Consider the following 17,958-nt stretch of genomic DNA (forward strand, 5'->3'; position numbering starts at 1 on the left):
GAATGAATGAATGAACGCCGTGCGCGTCAGCGCGGCAACGTCCTCAACGAAGACGGCCCGCCCGTCAGCGCGATCCGCTTGCCCGTATCGTGCAGCTTGCCACCTTCGACCGAATAGAGCGCCAGTTGCCGTTCGACGTTGAACTGCACGATCACGTGCCGGCTGTCGGCGGTGAACACGATGCCTTGCGCGGCTTCTCCGCCGGGCAACTCGCTCACCTTCACGGCCTGCCCGTTGCGGATCTCGAACAGCAGCACCTTGCCGATCTTGTGACGGCCCGGGTTGTCGGCCGTCAGGTTCGAGCCGTCCATCGCCTGCACGGCGATCCACTTGCCGTTCGGCGAGATCGCGACGCCTTCCGGCAACGACGGCACCGTCAGGTACTGGACCGTGCGGAACGGCACGCGCGACACGTCGATCAGCGCGACGGTATCGGCGTCGCCCGCCAGCGTGCCCGTATAGCCCGGCAGCCCCGCGAGCCCGACGTTGCTGACGACCGCCCAGCGGTTGTCGCTCGACACGTCGATCGTGTAAGGCGCGACGCCGGTGCTCAGGCGCGACCCGCTGTCGGTCACCTTGCCGTCGTCGACGTTCAGCACCGCGATGCCCTGCTCGTCGCGCAACGACACGAGCGCATGCTTGCCGTCATGAGTGAAGCTGATCCCGGCCAGCCGCTTCTTGCCGATCTTCAGGTTGCCGTCGAGCGCCACGTTCGTGCCGTCGATGCGCAGGATCGACACGCTGCCGTCGACGTTCGCGACCAGCGCGAGCTTGCCCGAGCGGTCGATCGCGATCCCTTGCGGATGCGTGCCGAGCTCGATGCGCGTGATCGACGGCGGCGCGGCGTCGAGATTCACGACCTGCAGGAACGTGTCGAACACGAGCTGCTTCGCGGCCGTGTCGTAGCGCGTCGGCGCGCCGACGAGCGCGAGCTTCGCGTCCGGCGCGATCGCGACGGCCTGCGGCGGCCCCTGGATGCCGTTCTCGACGTCGACCTGCAATGCGACCTTCGGCGGGAACGTGCTGGCGTCGAGCAGCGTCAGCGTGTCGGCGGGCGGCGAGGCCAGATAGGTGTCGCGGCCCTCGACGCGCTGGTACTTGCCGTCGTTGCCGGACACGATCCAGTCGGCGGCGTGGGCAGCAACGGCCGTCGTGGCGAGGGTCAGCGCGGCGAGCAGGCGCGCGCTGCGCGGACGAAAAGGATTCGAATGCATGTCGGTCGATTCTCCGGATCGGTTGCGGACACAATGGATGGCATCGACCCTGCTGCTCGACGGGTCGGTGCCATCGCATGATGCCCGAAAGCCGGCAAATCCGGCGTCTCGCGCCCGGTCCGTTTCCGTCACGCCATCCGTCGCGCGCCGGACGACGGCCATTCGCCCACCTCGTCGAGCGGATACACGGGCCGCGCCAGCCGCTCGTAACGGAACAGCCCGTAGTCCGAACCCGTCACGCCGCGGCTGTCGCACTCGACCAGCGCGGCCGCGATCGGCACGAACACCGGCCGGCAATACATCCGCGACTTCAGCAGCAGGAAGCGCGCGCGGCGCGGATCGACGCCGACGCTCTCGAACACGCCGAGATCCCACGGCTCCTGCGTGCGCTCGGTGATGACGAGCGTGGCCGCGCCGATGTCGAGCACGGCCGTGCGGCCCATGTATGCGCGCTGGCCCGTGTAAGTGGGCCCCGTGATCACGTATTCGCCGTCGGTGAGCGCGCGCACGACGCCGGTCGCGCGAAACGGCTCGCGCCGCACGCCGCCGTGTGACGGCAGGCGGTTGCCGATCGATACCGTGACAGTCGCGCCGACACCCGCGTCGATCAGCGCCGCGACAGCCTGCGGGTCGCACAACGGCCCGCTGACAATCCCGTCGAGCCCGCGCGCGAGCGCGGCCTCGAGCAGGTCCATCGTGTCGCACGGGCCGCCCGACATACAGTTGTCGCCGTGATCGAGCATCAGCACGGGGCGATCCGCGCCGCGCGCGAGCGCCGCGGCCTGCGCCACCGATTCGGCGAGCGGCGCGCTGCGATAGACGAAATCGTCGCGCGCGTCCCAGATCTGCCGTGCGATGCGCTCGGCCACGGCGTCGGCGGTGGCCCGGTCGCCATCGGCCACCACCACCACGCTGATGCACGGCGCGGGAATGTCCGCGAGCGAGAAGCCGGGCAGCACCGAAACCGCGAGCATCCCGTCGGCCTCGGCCGCGCGCGCGGCCTCCACCGCGCGCCGCATCGCGCCTTCCGCGCTCGCGCTGCGCAGCGTCGACGTCATCAGCGGCGGCTGCCGCCACGCGAGTACCGGCCGCGCGCGGCCATGGAGCCGGTCGAGCAGCACGCGCGCCGCATGCTCGCCCGTCTCGACCATATCGACGTGCGGGTAAGTCTTGAAACTGACGATCACGTCCGCGTGATCGATCATCTTCTGCGTGACGTTCGCATGCAGGTCGAGCGCGACCGCGATCGGCGCGTTGGGCAGAGCCGCGCGCACGCGCTCGAGCAGATCGCCCTCGCCGTCCGCGCTCTGCTCGGCGACCATCGCGCCGTGCAGGTCGAGCATCACCGCGTCGCAGCCGGGCGCGGCCGCGACGATCGCGTCGCAGATCGCCGCATACGCGTCGGCCGCGACCGGCCCGCTCGGGTTCGCGGCCGCCGATACGGGCGTCACGATCTCGGCGCCTTCGCGTTCGGCCGCGTCGAGGAACGCAGCCATCGCGGTACGCATCCCGCGATTCGCGCGATACGCGTCGTCGCCCCAGTCGGGGCCGTCGCGGCCGAACGCGGCAAGCGGCGTCGGCACCGGCGAGAACGTGTTGGTCTCGTGGTTCATCCGCGCGATCAGGATTTTCATCGTGCGCGGCCCTCCGCGATCCCGGCAGCGCCGAGCATCGCGTGCAGCAACACGTTGCAGCCGGCCTCCAGATGCGCGGGATCGGCCTCCTCGATCTCGTTGTGGCTGATCCCGTCCTTGCACGGCACGAAGATCATCGCGGTCGGCGCCACGCGCGCGAGATACACGGCGTCGTGGCCCGCCCCGCTGATCACGTTCATCGACGACAACCCGAGCGCGCGCGCGCCCGCACGCACCTGCTCGACCAGCGTCGCGTCGAACGGCTGCGGCGGGAAGTACACGACCTGCTCGACGTCGATTGGCATGCCGGCCGCTGCGCCCAGGTCGGCGCACGCCGCACGCAGCTCGGCATCCATCGTCGCAAGCGTCGCATCGTCGGCTGCGCGCAGGTCGACGGTCAGCGTCACGCGGCCCGGAATCACGTTGCGCGAATTCGGGTGCACGTCGACCCAGCCGACCGTGCCGCGCCCATGCGGCGGATGCGCGCACGCGATGTCGTTCACCTTGCGCACCAGATCGGACGCGACGAGCAGCGCGTCACGTCGCAGCGCCATCGGCGTCGGGCCCGCGTGCGCCTCCATGCCGTGCACGGTCACGTCGTACCAGCGCTGCCCGAGCGCGCCCTCGACCACGCCGATCGTCGTGTCGTGCGCCTCCAGCACCGGGCCCTGCTCGATATGCGCTTCGAAATACGCGCCGACCGGATGCGCGCCGCGCCCGTCGTTTGCATCGCCCGCATAGCCGATCGCGGCCAGCGCGTCGCGCACCGACACGCCGTCTCGGTCGCATTGAGCGAGCGCATGGTCGAGCGTGAACGCGCCCGCGAACACGCCGGAACCCATCATCACGGGCACGAAGCGCGAACCTTCCTCGTTGGTCCACACCGCGACCTCGAGCGGCGCCCGCGTGCGCACGCCCGCATCGTCAAGCGTGCGCAGCACTTCGAGGCCCGCGAGCACGCCGTAGTTGCCGTCGAACTTGCCGCCGGTCGGCTGCGTGTCGATGTGGCTGCCCGTCGTCACGGGCGGCAGGTCGTCGCGTTCGCCCGCGCGCCGTGCGAAGATGTTGCCGATCGCGTCGACGCGCACCGTGCAGCCGATTTCCTTCGTCCACGCGGTGAACAGGTCGCGCGCCTCGCGATCGAGTTCGGTGAGCGCGAGGCGGCACACGCCCCCTTTGTCGGTCGCGCCGATCCGCGCAAGACGCATCAGGCTGTCCCACAGCCGTGCGCCGTCGACGCGCAAGCCGGACGCCGCGACGCCCGGTGTCGAATCCTGAACTTGCATCGATGGAATTCCTCGCAATGAAAGGGCGCGGCGCTTACGCGACACCGACGCCCAGGTAACGGTCCTTCACCTCGTGATCGGCCGCGAACGCCGCGTTGCTGCCTTCGTAGACGATCACGCCCTGTTCGATCACGAAGTGGCGGTCGGCGAGCTGCGTGCACACTTCGAGGTTCTGTTCGACGAGCAGGATCGCCACGCCGGCCGCCTTGATCTGCTTCAGCTGCTCGACGATCTCCTCGACGATCACCGGCGCGAGCCCTTCCACCGGCTCGTCGAGCATCAGCAGCCGCGGGTGGTTCATCAGCGCGCGGCCGATCGCGAGCATCTGCTGCTCGCCGCCCGACAACTGCGCGCCGCCGTTGCGGCGGCGCTCCTTCAGGCGCGGGAAGATCCGGTAGATGTCGTCGAGCTGCCACGGTGAATCGCGGCGCGCACCGAGCCGCAGGTTCTCCTCGACCGACAGCAGGCGGAAAATCCCGCGATGCTCCGGCACGAAGCACAGGCCGCGCGCGGCGATCCGGTGCGCGGGCTGCCCGGACACCGGCCGGCCCGCGAACGTCACCGTGCCGCCGGTCGGCGCGACGACGCCCGCGACCGTCTTGAGCGTCGTCGACTTGCCCGCGCCGTTGCGGCCGAGCAGCGTCACCGTCTCGCCTTCGTTCACGTTCAGCGAAATGCCCTGCAGGATGTGGCTCTTGCCGTAGCAGGCATGAACGTCCTTCACGTCGAGCATCATGCGCGGCCTCCCGTGATCATGTTGCCGAGATACGCGCTGCGCACGCGCTCATCGCCGCGAATCGCGTCCGGCTTGCCTTCGACCAGCACGCGGCCCTGCTGCATCACCGTAATCGTGTCCGAGATGTCCATCACGATGCCCATGTTGTGTTCGATCAGCACGACCGTGTAGTCGTCTCGCAGGCCGCGGATCAGTGCCTTCATGTCGTCGAGGTCGTCGATCCCCATGCCCGACGTCGGCTCGTCGAGAAAGATCGCGCGCGGTCGCGCCGCCAGCGCCATCCCGACCTCAAGCCGGCGCTGCTGGCCGTGCGACAGCACGCCCGCCGCCGTATCGGCGAAGCGCTGCAGGCCGAGCCGCTCGAGCACGTCGTCGACGATGCCGTCGTGCGCGAGCGCACCGCGCGGCGCCGCCCACGGATTCAGCGCGCGCCGCGCTTCGACGCCCTGCGCGGCGACGCGCAGGTTCTCGCGCACGCTCAGGTTCGGAAACAGGCTCGTCACCTGGAACGAGCGCGCGATGCCGCGCCGCACGCGCTTGTGATCGGGTTCGCGCGACACGTCGTGACCGTCGAACAGGATCGAGCCCGACGTGATCGGCAGCGTGCCCGTCAACGTATGGAACAGTGTCGTCTTGCCGGCGCCGTTCGGCCCGATCACCGAATGCACGGTGCGCGGCATGATCCGCAGATCGACGCCGCCCAGCGCCGTGAACTTACCGTAGCGCTTGACGATGCCGCTCGCCTCGAGAATCGCTTCGCTCATTGCTGCTCCCCGGTCGTCGTCGCCGTCCGTGCACCGCGCCGCAGCGACACCGCGACGTGTTCACCCAGTCCCCACAACCCGCGCTGCATGAACAGGCTGACCGCGATCAGCACGAGGCCGAGCAGCAGCAGCCAGCGCGGCCACAGCGTCGACAGCCAGTCCGCGAACAGCACGTAGAACGCCGCGCCGAGCACCGACGCGAACAGGTTGCCCGTGCCGCCGATCACCGTCATCACGAGGATCATCTCGCTCGTGTGATAGTCGATGTTCGACAGCGGCGCGATGCCCGTCATCAACGCGTGCAGCGCACCGGCCAAACCCGTGACCGCACCCGACAGCACGAACGCCGCGAGCTTGAAGCGCTTCACGTCGTAGCCGGCCGCCGCCGCGCGCGCTTCGTTGTCGCGGATCGCGAGCAGCGTACGGCCGAACACGGAGCGCGACACGCGCAACAACAGCCAGAACACCGCGACGAACAGCACCGCGACGAAGCAGTAGTAGCGCCACGGTGAATCGAGCGAGACGAGCGGATGCCCGAACAGGGACAGCGCGGGGCGCGGGATGTCGAGCAGCCCGTTGTCGCCGCCCGTGAGGTCCGGCGTCGTATAGGCGAGAAAGTAGAACAGCTGCCCGAACGCGAGCGTCAGCATCACGAAATAAGTGCCGCGCTGCCGGATCGAGAACCAGCCGACGAGCGCGGCCGCGACGGCACCGAGCACGGTGGCTGCCACCAGCGCGGCAGTCACCGATGCGACGCCGTGCGTCAGCACCAGCCCCGCCGCGTAGCTGCCGAGCCCGAAGAAGATGCCCTGCCCGAACGACAGCAGCCCCGTGTAGCCGAGCAGCAGGTTGCAGCCGAGCGCGGCGAGCGCGAACACCAGCACCTCGGTCGCGAGCGAGCCCGAGCTCAGCGCAACCGGCAGCGCGCACACGACGGCCACCGCGAGCCAGCCTTCCGGCCGCTGCCATGCGCCGCGCCACGGCCGCGGGCGTGACGAGGCCGCCGTCCCGGGCGGCAGCGGTTTCGACGATTCGATCATGCGGCCCTCCCCAGCAACCCGTTCGGACGCAACAGCAGCACGGCCGCCATCGCGACATAGATCATCAGCCGCGCCCCTTCCGGCCACAGCGTGCTCATCAGGCTCTGCACGATGCCGACCAGCAGCCCGCCGACCAGCGCCCCGAGAAAATTCCCCATCCCGCCGACGACGACCACGACGAACGCGACGCCGAGCGCCTCGATGCCCATGAACGGGTCGACGCCGCGGATCGGTGCGGCGAGCACGCCCGCGAGCGCGGCCGTCGCCGCGCCGAGCGCGAACACGAGGCTGAACACGCGCGTCACGTTGATGCCGAGCAGCGACACCATCTCCGTCGATTCGCTGCCCGCGCGCACCGTGCTGCCGAGCCGCGTGCCTTCGAGCACCCACCACAGGAGCGCGGCGAGCACGGCCGTGAACGCGATCACGAACAGCCGGTATTTCGGGTAGACGAAGCCGCCCCAGATCACGACGCCGTTCAGCGCGTCGGGCGGCGGCACGTTGTCGCCGAGCGGGCCCCACGCGAGGATCGCGCACTCCTGCAGCACGAGCGCGAGCCCGACCGTCGCGAGGATGTGGAATTCGTGCTGCTGCGCGTACACATGACGCAGCACGAGCTTTTCGACGCTCCACGCGAACGCGCCGACGACGAGCGGCACGACCGCGAGCGCGACCCAGAAATTCGCCGACCATTGCAGCGCCTGGTAGCAGAGATACGCACCGAGCAGGTAGAACGCACCGTGAGCGAAGTTCACGAAGCGCAGCAGGCCGAACACGATCGACAGGCCGACGGCGAGCAGGAAATACAGCATGCCCACGCCGATGCCGTTGACGATCTGCAGCAGATAGACGTTCATGGCTTCCGTGTCAGAAAGGAAGGTAACGGACGTCCGCGGCGCGCGACGGCCGCGGACGCATGCACTGCGTCACGCGAGCTTGCAGCTCGTCTTGTCGACCGGCAGGAACGACTGGCCCGAACTGACGATGTCGGCGTAGTCGTCCGCGTTCTTCATCCGGCTCTTCGGCTTGCCCTTCAGCAGGTAGTAGTTCTTCAGCACCTGGTGATCGCCCTTGCGGATTTCCTCCGGGCCCGTGAGGCCGTCGTACTTCATGCCCTCCATCGCCGCGACCACCTTCTTCGGATCGGCGCTGCCGGCCTTCACCATCGCATCGACCAGGATCTTCGAGCAGATGTAGGAACCCGCGAGGCTGTAGTTCGGGTTCGCCTTGAACGTGGCGTTCGCGCGCTTCACGAGGTCGCGATTCAGCGGCGAATCGATGCCGTGCCAGTACTGCGCGCCGAAATACACGCCGTCGCAGATGTCGGGCCCGAGCGCCTCGAACTGCTCGAGGCCCGATGCCCACGCGAGCAGGATCGTGCAGTTGCGCTTCATCCCGAAGCTGACGGCCTGGCGCAGCGTGTCCGACGACTGCGAGCCGAAGTTCAGGATCAGCAGCACGTCCGGCTGCGCGGCCGCCGCGTTCGTCAGGTAGCCGCTGAACTCCTTCTCGGCGAGCGAGTGGTAGCTGTTGCCGACATGCTCGATGCCCTTTTCCTTGAAGATCGCCTTCGCGGCCGACAGCAGGCCCTCGCCGAACACGTATTGCGGCGTGATCGTGTACCAGCGCTTCGCCTTCGGCAGCATCTGGGTCAACGGGCGCACCGTCTGCTCGATCGCGCCGAAGGTCGGCACCGACCAGCGGAACGTCGCGGCGTTGCAATCCTTGCCGGTGATCTCGTCCGCGCCGGCCGTCGTGATGAACACGCCGCCCGCCTTCTGGACTTCCTTGCCCATCGCCAGCGACTCGGACGACAGGATGCCGCCCGCGAAGAAACGCACGCCCTTCTGCTGCGCGATCTCCTGCACGCGCCGCACGGCGGTCGCGGGCTTGCCCTCGGTGTCGAGCGCCGTGTAGGCGAGCGGCGCGCCAAGCACCTTGCCGTACTGCTGGACGACGAGCTGCATGCCGAGATCGGCGTACTTGCCGTTGGCCGCGAACGGCCCCGACATCGGCACCGGGCATGCGAGCTGGATGGACGAACCCTGCGCGAACGCGGCGCGGGACGACATGCTGCCGAGCGCACCCGGCACGGCCGACAGCGCGGCCAGTTTCAACAGTTCTCGGCGATTCAAGTTGACGCTCCTGATAAAGGGGGACACACGCGATGCGACCGACTGCCAAACCGTGCCCACGCCCTGCAGGATGCGCGCCGCCGGTTGATCCTATTTATCATGATAAATAGAATGAACCCGATGCTAGAGTTGATCAAAATTGGTGTCAATCAGGCAAAATTCCGTACCCGCGCCGGAACGGATCGTCGACGATGACGCGGCGCGGAGTCAGACAAAGGAGTCGTGAAGATGGTCATGGACCGAGCCAGGGCGGGCCTCGCGGTCGAAATCAAGCAGCCGAAGCGGGCCGACCTCGTCGCCGAGGAGATCAAGCGGCTGATTACCGAGAAGGACCTGAAGCCGGGCGATCGCCTGCCGCGCGAAGCCGAGCTGCAGCAGCTCTATGCCGTGAGCAAGAGCACGATCCGCGAGGCGCTGAAGTCGCTCGAGGTGCAAGGGCTGATCAAGGTCACCACGGGGCCGTCCGGCGGCGGGATGGTCGTCGAGGTGCCGCTCGACCGCACGCTGCAGCTGCTGCAGAACTACCTGTTCTTCAAGGACGTGACGATCGACGACATCTACACCGTGCGCAAGCTGCTCGAACCCGAGCTGGCGGCCGGTGCCGTGCCGCATCTGGGCGAGCGCGACTTCGCGGCGCTGGAGGCGAACATCGCGTGCTGCGACGGCGCGTCGGGCGTGCACGACCGCGGGCACATGCTGCGCCAGCGCCAGGAGGACACGACGTTCCACGACATCCTCGCGGCCGCGAACCCGAACCCGTTCCTGCGCTTCAGCTGCGAGCTGATCAACGAGATGATCCGGCAGCTGATCGAATTTCGGAACGATACGCCGCTCGTGGAGCACAAGCGCTTCGGCGAAGCGAACGTGTCGATCCACAAGGCGATCCTGCAGGCCGCGCGCGAGCGCGATGCCGAGCGCGTCCGGGCGCTGATGGTCGAGCACATGACCGAGGCGCCCAAGCATGTGAAGCGGATGAAGGGCAAGCTGCGCGGGCGGTTGATCCTCGATTCCGAGATCCGCCGGCGGGCCGCCGCGCCCGTTGCGGGATCCGATGCGGGCGCAACGGATCCCGACGAGGACTGATTGCCGGCAAGCGCGGCGTCGGCGCGACGCCGCGTGCTTCGCAGCGCACGGGAAGTTTCAGCCACGCGGTAACTGCCGAAACCGTGCGTGGCCGTGGCGGCCGGCCGCCGCGAGCGGCGCAGGCAATCGCGCACGCGCGCCGCGAATCACCCGGGCGGGCGCCGCATCGTACGGATGCTCACGCGTACCCCGTCGTGCCCTTCGTCTCCAGATACTCGACGAGGCCGAACTCCGCATACTCGCGGCCGTTGCCGGAGCGCTTGTAGCCGCCGAACGGCGCGGCCGGATTCCATGCCGGGTAGTTGATGTGGACGTTGCCGACCCGCAACCGCGCCGCCACTCTGCGCGCACGCTCGATATCCTTCGTCTGCACGTAGGCCGCGAGCCCGTAGACCGAATCGTTCGCGAGCGCGATGGCTTCTTCTTCGGTGCGGTAGGTCATGATCGCCAGCACCGGCCCGAAGATTTCCTCACGCGCGATCGTCATGTCCGGCGTGACGTTCGAGAAAACCGTCGGCCGCACGTAGAACCCGTCACCAAGCCCGTCCGGACGCCCCGGCCCGCCGGCGACGAGCGTCGCGCCCTCCTCGATCCCGAGCCGGATGAAGTGCTGGATACGGTCGAACTGCGTGCGGCTGACCACCGGCCCGATACCGGTTTCCGCCGAACGCGGATCGCCGACGACCGTGCGCTCCGCCTCCCGCCGCGCGGCCTGCTCGGCCAGCGCCAGATGATCGGCATGCACGAGCATGCGCGTCGGCGCATTGCACGACTGGCCGCTGTTGCCGAAGCAGCTGCGCGCGCCGCCTGTGACCGCATCCTCGATATCGGCATCGGGCAGGATCAGGTTCGGGCTCTTGCTGCCGAGTTCCTGGTGCACGCGCTTCACGGTATCGGCGGCGGCCTTCGCGACCTCGACGCCCGCGCGCGTCGAACCCGTGAACGACACCATGTCGACATCCGGATTCCGCGACAGCGCGTCGCCCACTTCGTGCCCGTAGCCGTGCACGAGGTTGAACACGCCGGGCGGCACGCCGGCTTCGTGCAGGATCTCCGCGAACAGGATCGCGCTGAACGGCGCGATCTCGCTCGGCTTGAGCACCATCGTGCAGCCGGCCGCGAGCGCCGGCGCGACCTTGCACACGATCTGGTTGATCGGCCAGTTCCACGGCGTGATCAGCGCGCACACGCCGATCGGCTCGTGCGACACCAGCAGCGAATCAGTCTGCGTGCTGAAACGGAACGACTGCAGCGCGCGGATCGTCTGTTCGAGGTGCGCGGTGCCGACCGCGGCCTGCGCCGCGCGCGCGAAGGCGATCGGCGCACCCATCTCCTGGCTGATCGTCTGCGCCACCTCCTCGTAGCGGCGCTGGTAGATCTCGAGCACGCGCCGCAGCAGCGCGACGCGCTCGTCCACCGGCCAGCGCGAATACGTGTCGAAAGCCTGCTTCGCCGCGCCGACCGCGCGGTCGACGTCGGCCGCGCCGCCGATCCTGAGCTGCGCATATGGCCGTGCAGTGGCCGGGTCGATCACGTCGATCGATCGTGCGTCGGCCGGATCGAGCCACTGGCCGTCGATATAGGACTGTTGTGACGTTCTCATCGAGTGCTCCTGAAATGAAGGCCGCCCCGCTCAGCGCGTCGCCCGCGCAAAGCTGTCGACGAGGATATCGCGGATCTTCGCGACGAACCACACGATCTCGTCGCGCGACATCACGAGCGGCGGCGAGAACTGTACGATCGGCGTGCCTTCGTGATCGACGCCCGCGCGGCACAGCAGCCCCGCGTCGAAGATCGCGGGGGCGAGCAGCGTCGACACGAACGCCTGCGCGCTGATGCCGGCCGCCCAGCGGCGCGCGGCCTTGTCGGTCACGAGTTCGAGCGAATAGTGATAGCCGTCGCCGCGCACGTCGCCGACGCACGGCAGTTCGAGCAGGCCGTCGAGCGTCTGGCGGAACACCGCTTCATTGCTGCGGACGTTCTCGAGCACGCCTTCGCGCTCCATGATCGCGAGGTTCGCGAGCGCGGCCGTGCACGCGACCGGGTGGCCGCCGTAGGTCGCGCCGTGCAGGAACATCTGCTGCGGGCCGTCGAGCACCGTGTCGACCACCGCATCGCTCGCGATCACGCCGCCGAGCGGCACGTAGCCCGACGCGATGCCTTTCGCGAACGTGATGATGTCCGGCTTCAGCCCGTAGCGCGCGGAGCCGAAATATTCGCCGAGCCGGCCGAACCCGCAGATCACTTCGTCGGCGACGAGCAGCACGCCGTGCCGGTCGCAGATGTCGCGCAGCCCGGCCGCATAGCCGGCCGGCGGCGTCAGGCTGCCGCCCGCATTCTGCAGCGGCTCGACGACGATCGCGGCGACGGTATCCGGCCCTTCCTGCACGATCAGCGATTCGATCTCGTCGAGCAGGTGGCGCGTGAACTGCGCTTCCGTCTCGCCCGCCGGGCGGCCGTAGCGCTTCGTATTGCCCACGTGCCGCACGCCCGACATCAGTGGCTCGAAATGCTTGCGGAAGTTCGTCATCCCGTTCAGCGCGAGCGCGCCGAACGACGTGCCGTGATACGCGACGCGCCGCGCGATGAACTTGCGCCGCTGCGGCTCGCCGCGCGACTGGTGATACTGGCGCACCAGCTTGATCGCCGATTCGTTCGACTCCGAGCCGCTCGACGTGAAGAACACGCGGTTCAGCCCGTCCGGCGCGAGCGCCGCGAGCTTGTGCGCAAGCTTGATCGCCGGCTCGTGGCCCACCCCCCAGTTGGTCGCGAACGGCAGCCGCACCATCTGCTCGCGGATCGCGTCGCCGATTTCCGCGCCGTGGCTGTAGCCGACCTGCACGCAGTACAGCCCGGCCAGCCCGTCGAAGTAGCGCTTGCCATTGCGGTCGACGAGCCAGCAGCCCTCGCCGCGGTCGAACACGGTCAGCGCGTGGTCGCGATACGCATCGGCGTGCGTGAAATGCATCAGCAGGTGGCGTTTGCCGATGGCCTGCAGGTCCGCATCGAGATTGACGTCAACAGCGTTCATGGATGATTCCTCCTTCAGGGTTTCAGAGCCGGCGGCCGGCAGTCGGCCACCGGTCATTCAATTCATCGACAGCGTCGGCGCCGGGCGCGTGAAGCCGCGCGTGAGCCACACGAGCTGGCAGAGTCCGAGCACGAGCCAGCCGGTGCCGACGTAGAACGTCTGGCGCGACAGGCCCGACCAGAGCCACACGTTCATCGCGAAACCGATCGCCGGCATCGCGCCGAACGTGATCCAGCCACCGAGGCGGCGATGCTCGGGCCGGCACAGATAGCTGCGCATCACGCACAGGTTCACCACCGCGAACGCGACGAGCGCACCGAAGCTGATCATCGTCGACGCGAGATCGAGCGTGATGAACAACGCGGACAGCGACACGATGCCGACCGCGAGCGTCGCGCGCACCGGCGTGCGCAACCGTGCATGCAGGTGGCCGAAGACGCGTTCGGGCAGCACGCGGTCGCGGCCCATCGCGAACAGCACGCGCGTCACGCTCGCCTGGCCCGCCATCGCGCTCGCGAAGCAGCCGGCCACGTACACCGCGACGAAGAACGCCGACAGCGTGCCGCCGCCGATGCGCCGCATCAGTTCGAGGCTGGCCGAATCGAGATCCTTGAATGCGTGCCAGTCGGGAAACACCACTTGCCCGACGTACGCGACCAGCATGAACAGCACGCCGCTCGCCAGCGTGCAGAGCAGGATCGCGCGCGGCACCGTGCGCTTCGGCTCGCGTGTCTCCTCCGACAGCGTGGTGACCGCATCGAAGCCGAGGAACGACAGGCACAGGATCGCGGAGCCGGCGAAGATCGCGCGCGCATCGCCCGACGACGGCAGCGCGACGGCCATCGACAACCCTTCGCCCGACGCGACCCGCGCGGAAGCGATGAAGAAGATCGCGATGAACACGAGCTGGCTCGCGATCAGGATCAGGTTCACGCGATTGACGAGCCGGATGCCGACGATGTTCAGCCCGGTGATCAGCACGATGCTGCCGACGATCCACACGCTGGCCGGCACGCCCGGGAAGATCTGCTTCATGTAGATGCCGATCGCGAGGTAGCTGATCATCGGGATGAACAGGTAGTCCATCAGCAACGCCCAGCCGACCATGAAGCCGGCCGACGTGCCGAAGTTGCGGCTCGCGAACGTATAGGCCGACCCGGCGCTCGGCATCAGCCGCGCCATGTGGCCGTAGCTGCGCGCGGTAAACAGCATCGCGACCAGCGTGACCGCATACGCGGCGGTCAGGTGCCCGTTGGTCTCGCTCGTGACGATCCCGTAAGTCGTGAACACCGTCATCGGCAGCATGTACGCGAGGCCGAAGATCACCAGCGTCGCGAGCCCGAGCAGGTGCGGCTTGCGGTGCGGGTCCGCGTCGCCTCGCATCGCGTGCGCGCCGACGTCATGCGTCGCGGCGGCTGATGCGTATCGACCTGGGCTGTCGTTGTCCATGCTGTCCTCACGTGGGTGGCGTTCACGGCTTCAACACTCGTTCGCCCGGCACGGCCGGCGGCGTACGGCTGGGAGAAAGTGTGGTGCGCCAAAAAATCGGCCACGAATGAGAAAAGCGGACGTAATCAGGGGATATTTCCGGACACGCCGCCGTGCGGCGCGCCCGCGAGCCATGCATGCTGCTGTGCGGCACTGGCGTTTTGCGGACATTCCGGCTATGTTCTACGCGACCCCGTCGCCTCTTCAGCACCATGAACAGCCGCCCCCATCCAGACCAGAGCCGGGCCGAGCGCAGCCTGCGCTCGTCGCTCGGCCTCGCACGCCCGGCCGGGCGCCAGGAGGACATTCCCGCCACCGTCCACGCGATCGCGGTCGCGCTGGACGAGTGCCGCGTGCGGCATATCGACGGCGCCGCGCTGCTCGACGGCACGGGGCTCGGCGCGGACGAAGTCGCGTCGCCGAACCTGCACGTGAATCGCGGCCAGGAGCAGCGCTGCTTCCACAACCTGCTGCAGTGCAGCGGCGTGCCGTCGATCGGGCTGTCGATCGGCGCGCGGCTGCACGTATCGACGCTCGGCCTCGCCGGCTACGCGATGCTGATCAGCGGCTCGGTGATGCAGGCATTCCGGTGCATGGGCCAGTTTCCGCTGTTCATGGGGCTGTATTTCGATGTGCGTATCGATACGCACGCGGACGGCATGAGCGTGACGATCGGCCGTTACAACGGCGAGCCCGATCTCGAGGTGTTCCAGGTCGACATGTGCCTGTCGAGCCTGCGGCTGATCGTGTCCGATCTCGTCGGCAAGCCGGTCTGGCCCGAGCAGGTGCAGCTCGCGCGCCGCACGCCGCGCAATGCGGCCGACTACACGCGCCACTTCGGCTGCAAGGTCGTGTTCAATGCGGGCGACAACCGGCTCGTGTTCACGTCGGTGAACGGCACCGAGATGCCACTGCTCGCGAACGAAGTCAGCTTCAATGCGCTGCATGGCCAGTGCGAGGCGCTCGAACGGCAGTGGGCCGCGTCGGTCGGCACGCGCTTCGCCGATCGCGCGAGGGAGCTGATGGCGCGCGACCTCGCGCGCTTCAAGTCGATGACGTCGCTCGCGAATGCCCTGCACCTGACGGAGCGCACGCTGCGCCGGCGGCTCGACAAGGACGGCCTCACGTTCCAGTCGCTGCTCGACGACGTGCGCCGCGACGAAGCAGTGCGGATGCTCGACGATCCCGAGCTGACGGTCGCGGCCATCGCGGAACGGCTCGGCTACAGCGAGCCGCGCAGCTTTCGTCATGCGTATCGACGCTGGACCGGCAGGGCGCCGCGCGCCGATCAGGACGGCAGCGAATAGGCCCGGCGCGCGTGGAGACATGGTGGTGCGTGACAGTCGGGCACGACGCCGGGGCGCACGCGAAACCCGCTTCAAGTTGACGGCCCCACTCATCGATTCGGAATTCGAATCATTTTCCGTACGCGTGATCCTTCCCCGCTTCATCGCCACCGCGCGATCGTCGGCACGCAATCCCGATCGCTCCCCAAGGTAGACGCGATCATTCGATTACTCTATACTCGGCCCAACTTCATCACAAAATGCATGATCTCGTGTGCAACGTGATGTCATTTCGCAATTCGTTGCGCATGCATCCGTTTCGCCACGTCAAGGGGGCCTCCGGCTCCAGCGGCAGGTGTCACGCCCGCCGCATCCATGCCGTCCTCACGGGGCGGTGCCCTGCTCGAACGCGCCTCGCCATGACGGCGCCGCCGGGCTGAACATGACAATCAGACGAACGCGGCATTGCGTTCACTCGACCGCCAGTCGCACCTCGTTGCGGCCGGCATGACTGTTTCCGTCAGTTCAAATCGCGGCCATGCCGGGATCACGAACTTCCATCGCGGCGCCATCCGGCGTCCACGCGGCGCGCGCCCGTGCGTGTGTCGCACCGAGATTGAGGGGGTGTATCTTCATGACTCGACGCACTGTCCAGCTGGTGGGCAGCCTGATCGCCATCGTCGCCATCGCCTGGGCGCTCGCCCGCGGCATCGGCGCCGACACATTCAGCCAGCGCGCGGACGATCTCGCGTACTACGCGGGCCAGCACATGCTGCTGGTCGTCTATTCGATGGCGCTCGCGATCGCCGTGGGCGTGCCGGCCGGCGTGCTGCTGAGCCGGCCGCGCTTCCAGCATCAGGCCGAGCGCTTCATGCAGGTCTTCAACATCGGCAACACGATCCCGTCGCTCGCCGTGCTCGCCATCGCGCTCGGCATCTTCGGCATAGGCAACGTGCCCGCGATCGTCGCGCTGTTCCTCGCATCGCTGCTGCCCATCACGCGCAATGCCTACGAAGGCATGAAGAACGTGCCGGCCGCACTGCGCGAAGCCGCCAAGGGCATCGGCATGACGGGCTGGCAATCGCTCGTGCGCGTGGAGTTGCCCAATGCGCTGCCGATCATCGTCGGCGGCGTGCGCACCGCGCTGGCGATCAACGTCGGCACGGCCCCGCTCGCCTACCTGATCGGCGCGGACAGTCTCGGCTCGCTGATTTTCCCCGGCATCTATCTCGACAACCAGCCGCTGCTGCTGCTCGGCGCGTCGCTCACCGCGATCCTCGCGCTCGTGCTGGACGGCCTCGTCGCGGCCGGCAGCCGCCATTGGCTCGCCCGCCACGGAGGTGCCGCATGACGCTCCACCGCACCATTCGATCGTTCGCGCGCCTGTGCGCCGTCGCCGCGTTGTGCGTGGCGGCGAGCGCACCGGCCTGCGCGGCGAAGCTCGTGCTGGGCGCGAAGAACTTCACCGAGCAATACGTGCTGGCGGAACTCACCGCGCAATACCTGCGCGCGCGCGGCTACGACGTGGAAGTCCGCTCGGGCCTCGGCAGCACGCTCGTGCGCAGCGCGCTGGAGAACGGCCAGTTCGATCTCATGTGGGATTACACGGGCACCGCCGCGCTCGTCTACAACAAGATCGACGACAAGCTGTCGCCCGACGAAATGTACCGGCGCGTCAAGGCGCTCGACGTGCCGCGCGGGCTCGTCTGGCTCGACGCGTCGCCGCTCAACGACACCTACGCGATCGGCCTGCCCAGCCCGCTCGCGCAGGCCACCGGCATCCGGACCGTCTCGCAGCTCGCCGAGCACCTGAAGACCGACCCGGCCGCGAAGCACTACGTGTTCGGGATGGACGCCGAATTCGCGAATCGCCCCGACGGGCTGAAGCCGCTGCTCGCCGCCTACGGCATGCAGTTCAGCCGCGCGCAGCTCAAGCAGATGGACCCGGGGCTCGTCTACACGGCGCTGCACAACAACCAGCTGAAGATCGGCCTCGTCTACACGACCGACGGGCGCGTGAAGGGCTTCGGCATCGTGCCGCTCGAGGACGACAAGCACTTCTTCCCGCCGTACAACGCGACGCCCGTGGTGCGCAAGGGCACGCTCGATCGCAATCCGAAACTTGCGACGCAGCTCAATGCGCTGTCGGCCGCGCTCGACAACGACGTGATGCAGGCGATGGCCAAGGAGGTCGACCTCGACGGCAAGTCGCCGCGCGACGTCGCCGACGCGTTCCTGCGCACGCACAAGCTGCCTTGAAG

The 17,958-nt window shown here is 68.2% G+C and carries 15 protein-coding genes; 4 read left to right on the forward strand and 11 right to left on the reverse strand.

The window, feature by feature from the left end:
• Positions 1-26 precede the first annotated feature (26 nt).
• The 8 genes from CFB43_RS36635 to CFB43_RS36670 form a co-directional block, all read right to left on the reverse strand.
• The gene (locus CFB43_RS36635; protein WP_089498918.1) at positions 27-1,214 is read right to left on the reverse strand and encodes a beta-propeller fold lactonase family protein; all 1,188 of its coding nucleotides are present in this window, start codon (positions 1,212-1,214) and stop codon (positions 27-29) included.
• A 128-nt stretch (positions 1,215-1,342) separates the two neighbouring features.
• The gene (locus tag CFB43_RS36640; protein WP_089498919.1) at positions 1,343-2,848 is read right to left on the reverse strand and encodes a M81 family metallopeptidase; all 1,506 of its coding nucleotides are present in this window, start codon (positions 2,846-2,848) and stop codon (positions 1,343-1,345) included.
• Positions 2,845-4,134 (reverse strand): Zn-dependent hydrolase, encoded by a 1,290-nt coding sequence (locus tag CFB43_RS36645; protein WP_089498920.1) that lies wholly within the window; start codon positions 4,132-4,134, stop codon positions 2,845-2,847. The genes CFB43_RS36640 and CFB43_RS36645 overlap by 4 nt, the downstream gene beginning before the upstream one ends.
• Before the next feature lie 34 nt (positions 4,135-4,168).
• Positions 4,169-4,870 carry an ABC transporter ATP-binding protein gene (locus tag CFB43_RS36650; RefSeq protein ID WP_089498921.1) on the reverse strand — a complete coding sequence of 234 codons (702 nt, stop codon included), beginning with the start codon at positions 4,868-4,870 and terminating at the stop codon, positions 4,169-4,171.
• Positions 4,867-5,634, reverse strand: a complete 768-nt coding sequence (locus CFB43_RS36655; protein WP_089498922.1) for an ABC transporter ATP-binding protein — start codon at positions 5,632-5,634, stop codon at positions 4,867-4,869. Before CFB43_RS36655 ends, CFB43_RS36650 begins: the two co-directional genes overlap by 4 nt.
• The gene (locus CFB43_RS36660; RefSeq protein ID WP_089498923.1) at positions 5,631-6,674 is read right to left on the reverse strand and encodes a branched-chain amino acid ABC transporter permease; all 1,044 of its coding nucleotides are present in this window, start codon (positions 6,672-6,674) and stop codon (positions 5,631-5,633) included. Before CFB43_RS36660 ends, CFB43_RS36655 begins: the two co-directional genes overlap by 4 nt.
• Positions 6,671-7,531, reverse strand: a complete 861-nt coding sequence (locus CFB43_RS36665; protein WP_089459596.1) for a branched-chain amino acid ABC transporter permease — start codon at positions 7,529-7,531, stop codon at positions 6,671-6,673. Before CFB43_RS36665 ends, CFB43_RS36660 begins: the two co-directional genes overlap by 4 nt.
• Positions 7,532-7,600: 69 nt before the next feature.
• A complete protein-coding gene (locus CFB43_RS36670; protein ID WP_089498924.1) occupies positions 7,601-8,809 on the reverse strand; it encodes an ABC transporter substrate-binding protein in 1,209 nt (402 codons plus the stop codon).
• A gap of 228 nt (positions 8,810-9,037) precedes the next feature.
• Between CFB43_RS36670 and CFB43_RS36675 the strand changes: the two genes are divergently transcribed.
• Complete coding sequence (locus tag CFB43_RS36675; protein WP_089430150.1) at positions 9,038-9,892, forward strand: FadR/GntR family transcriptional regulator; 855 nt, start codon at positions 9,038-9,040, stop codon at positions 9,890-9,892.
• Between the two features lie 178 nt (positions 9,893-10,070).
• On the opposite strand, the gene CFB43_RS36680 is transcribed toward CFB43_RS36675, so the two are convergent.
• From CFB43_RS36680 to CFB43_RS36690, 3 genes are read right to left on the reverse strand one after another with little or no spacing between them, the layout of a single operon-like run.
• Positions 10,071-11,495 (reverse strand): aldehyde dehydrogenase family protein, encoded by a 1,425-nt coding sequence (locus CFB43_RS36680; RefSeq protein ID WP_089498925.1) that lies wholly within the window; start codon positions 11,493-11,495, stop codon positions 10,071-10,073.
• Between the two features lie 30 nt (positions 11,496-11,525).
• Positions 11,526-12,923: an aspartate aminotransferase family protein gene (locus CFB43_RS36685; protein ID WP_089498926.1), complete on the reverse strand. Its 1,398-nt coding sequence runs from the start codon at positions 12,921-12,923 to the stop codon at positions 11,526-11,528.
• Positions 12,924-12,980: 57 nt separating this feature from the next.
• The gene (locus tag CFB43_RS36690; protein WP_089498927.1) at positions 12,981-14,372 is read right to left on the reverse strand and encodes an APC family permease; all 1,392 of its coding nucleotides are present in this window, start codon (positions 14,370-14,372) and stop codon (positions 12,981-12,983) included.
• Positions 14,373-14,623: 251 nt separating this feature from the next.
• On the opposite strand from CFB43_RS36690, the gene CFB43_RS36695 reads away from it, so the two are divergent.
• The 3 genes from CFB43_RS36695 to CFB43_RS36715 all read left to right on the forward strand — a co-directional run bounded on the left by CFB43_RS36695 (position 14,624) and on the right by CFB43_RS36715 (position 17,956).
• Positions 14,624-15,718, forward strand: coding sequence for an AraC family transcriptional regulator (locus CFB43_RS36695; protein WP_089498928.1), 1,095 nt, complete (start codon positions 14,624-14,626; stop codon positions 15,716-15,718).
• Between the two features lie 613 nt (positions 15,719-16,331).
• Positions 16,332-17,048, forward strand: coding sequence for an ABC transporter permease (locus CFB43_RS36710; RefSeq protein WP_089498929.1), 717 nt, complete (start codon positions 16,332-16,334; stop codon positions 17,046-17,048).
• Complete coding sequence (locus CFB43_RS36715) at positions 17,045-17,956, forward strand: glycine betaine ABC transporter substrate-binding protein (RefSeq protein ID WP_089498930.1); 912 nt, start codon at positions 17,045-17,047, stop codon at positions 17,954-17,956. Before CFB43_RS36710 ends, CFB43_RS36715 begins: the two co-directional genes overlap by 4 nt.
• The last annotated feature ends 2 nt before the right edge of the window (positions 17,957-17,958 follow it).

It is taken from the genome of Burkholderia sp. AU15512 (genome assembly GCF_002223325.1).
Lineage (GTDB): Bacteria > Pseudomonadota > Gammaproteobacteria > Burkholderiales > Burkholderiaceae > Burkholderia.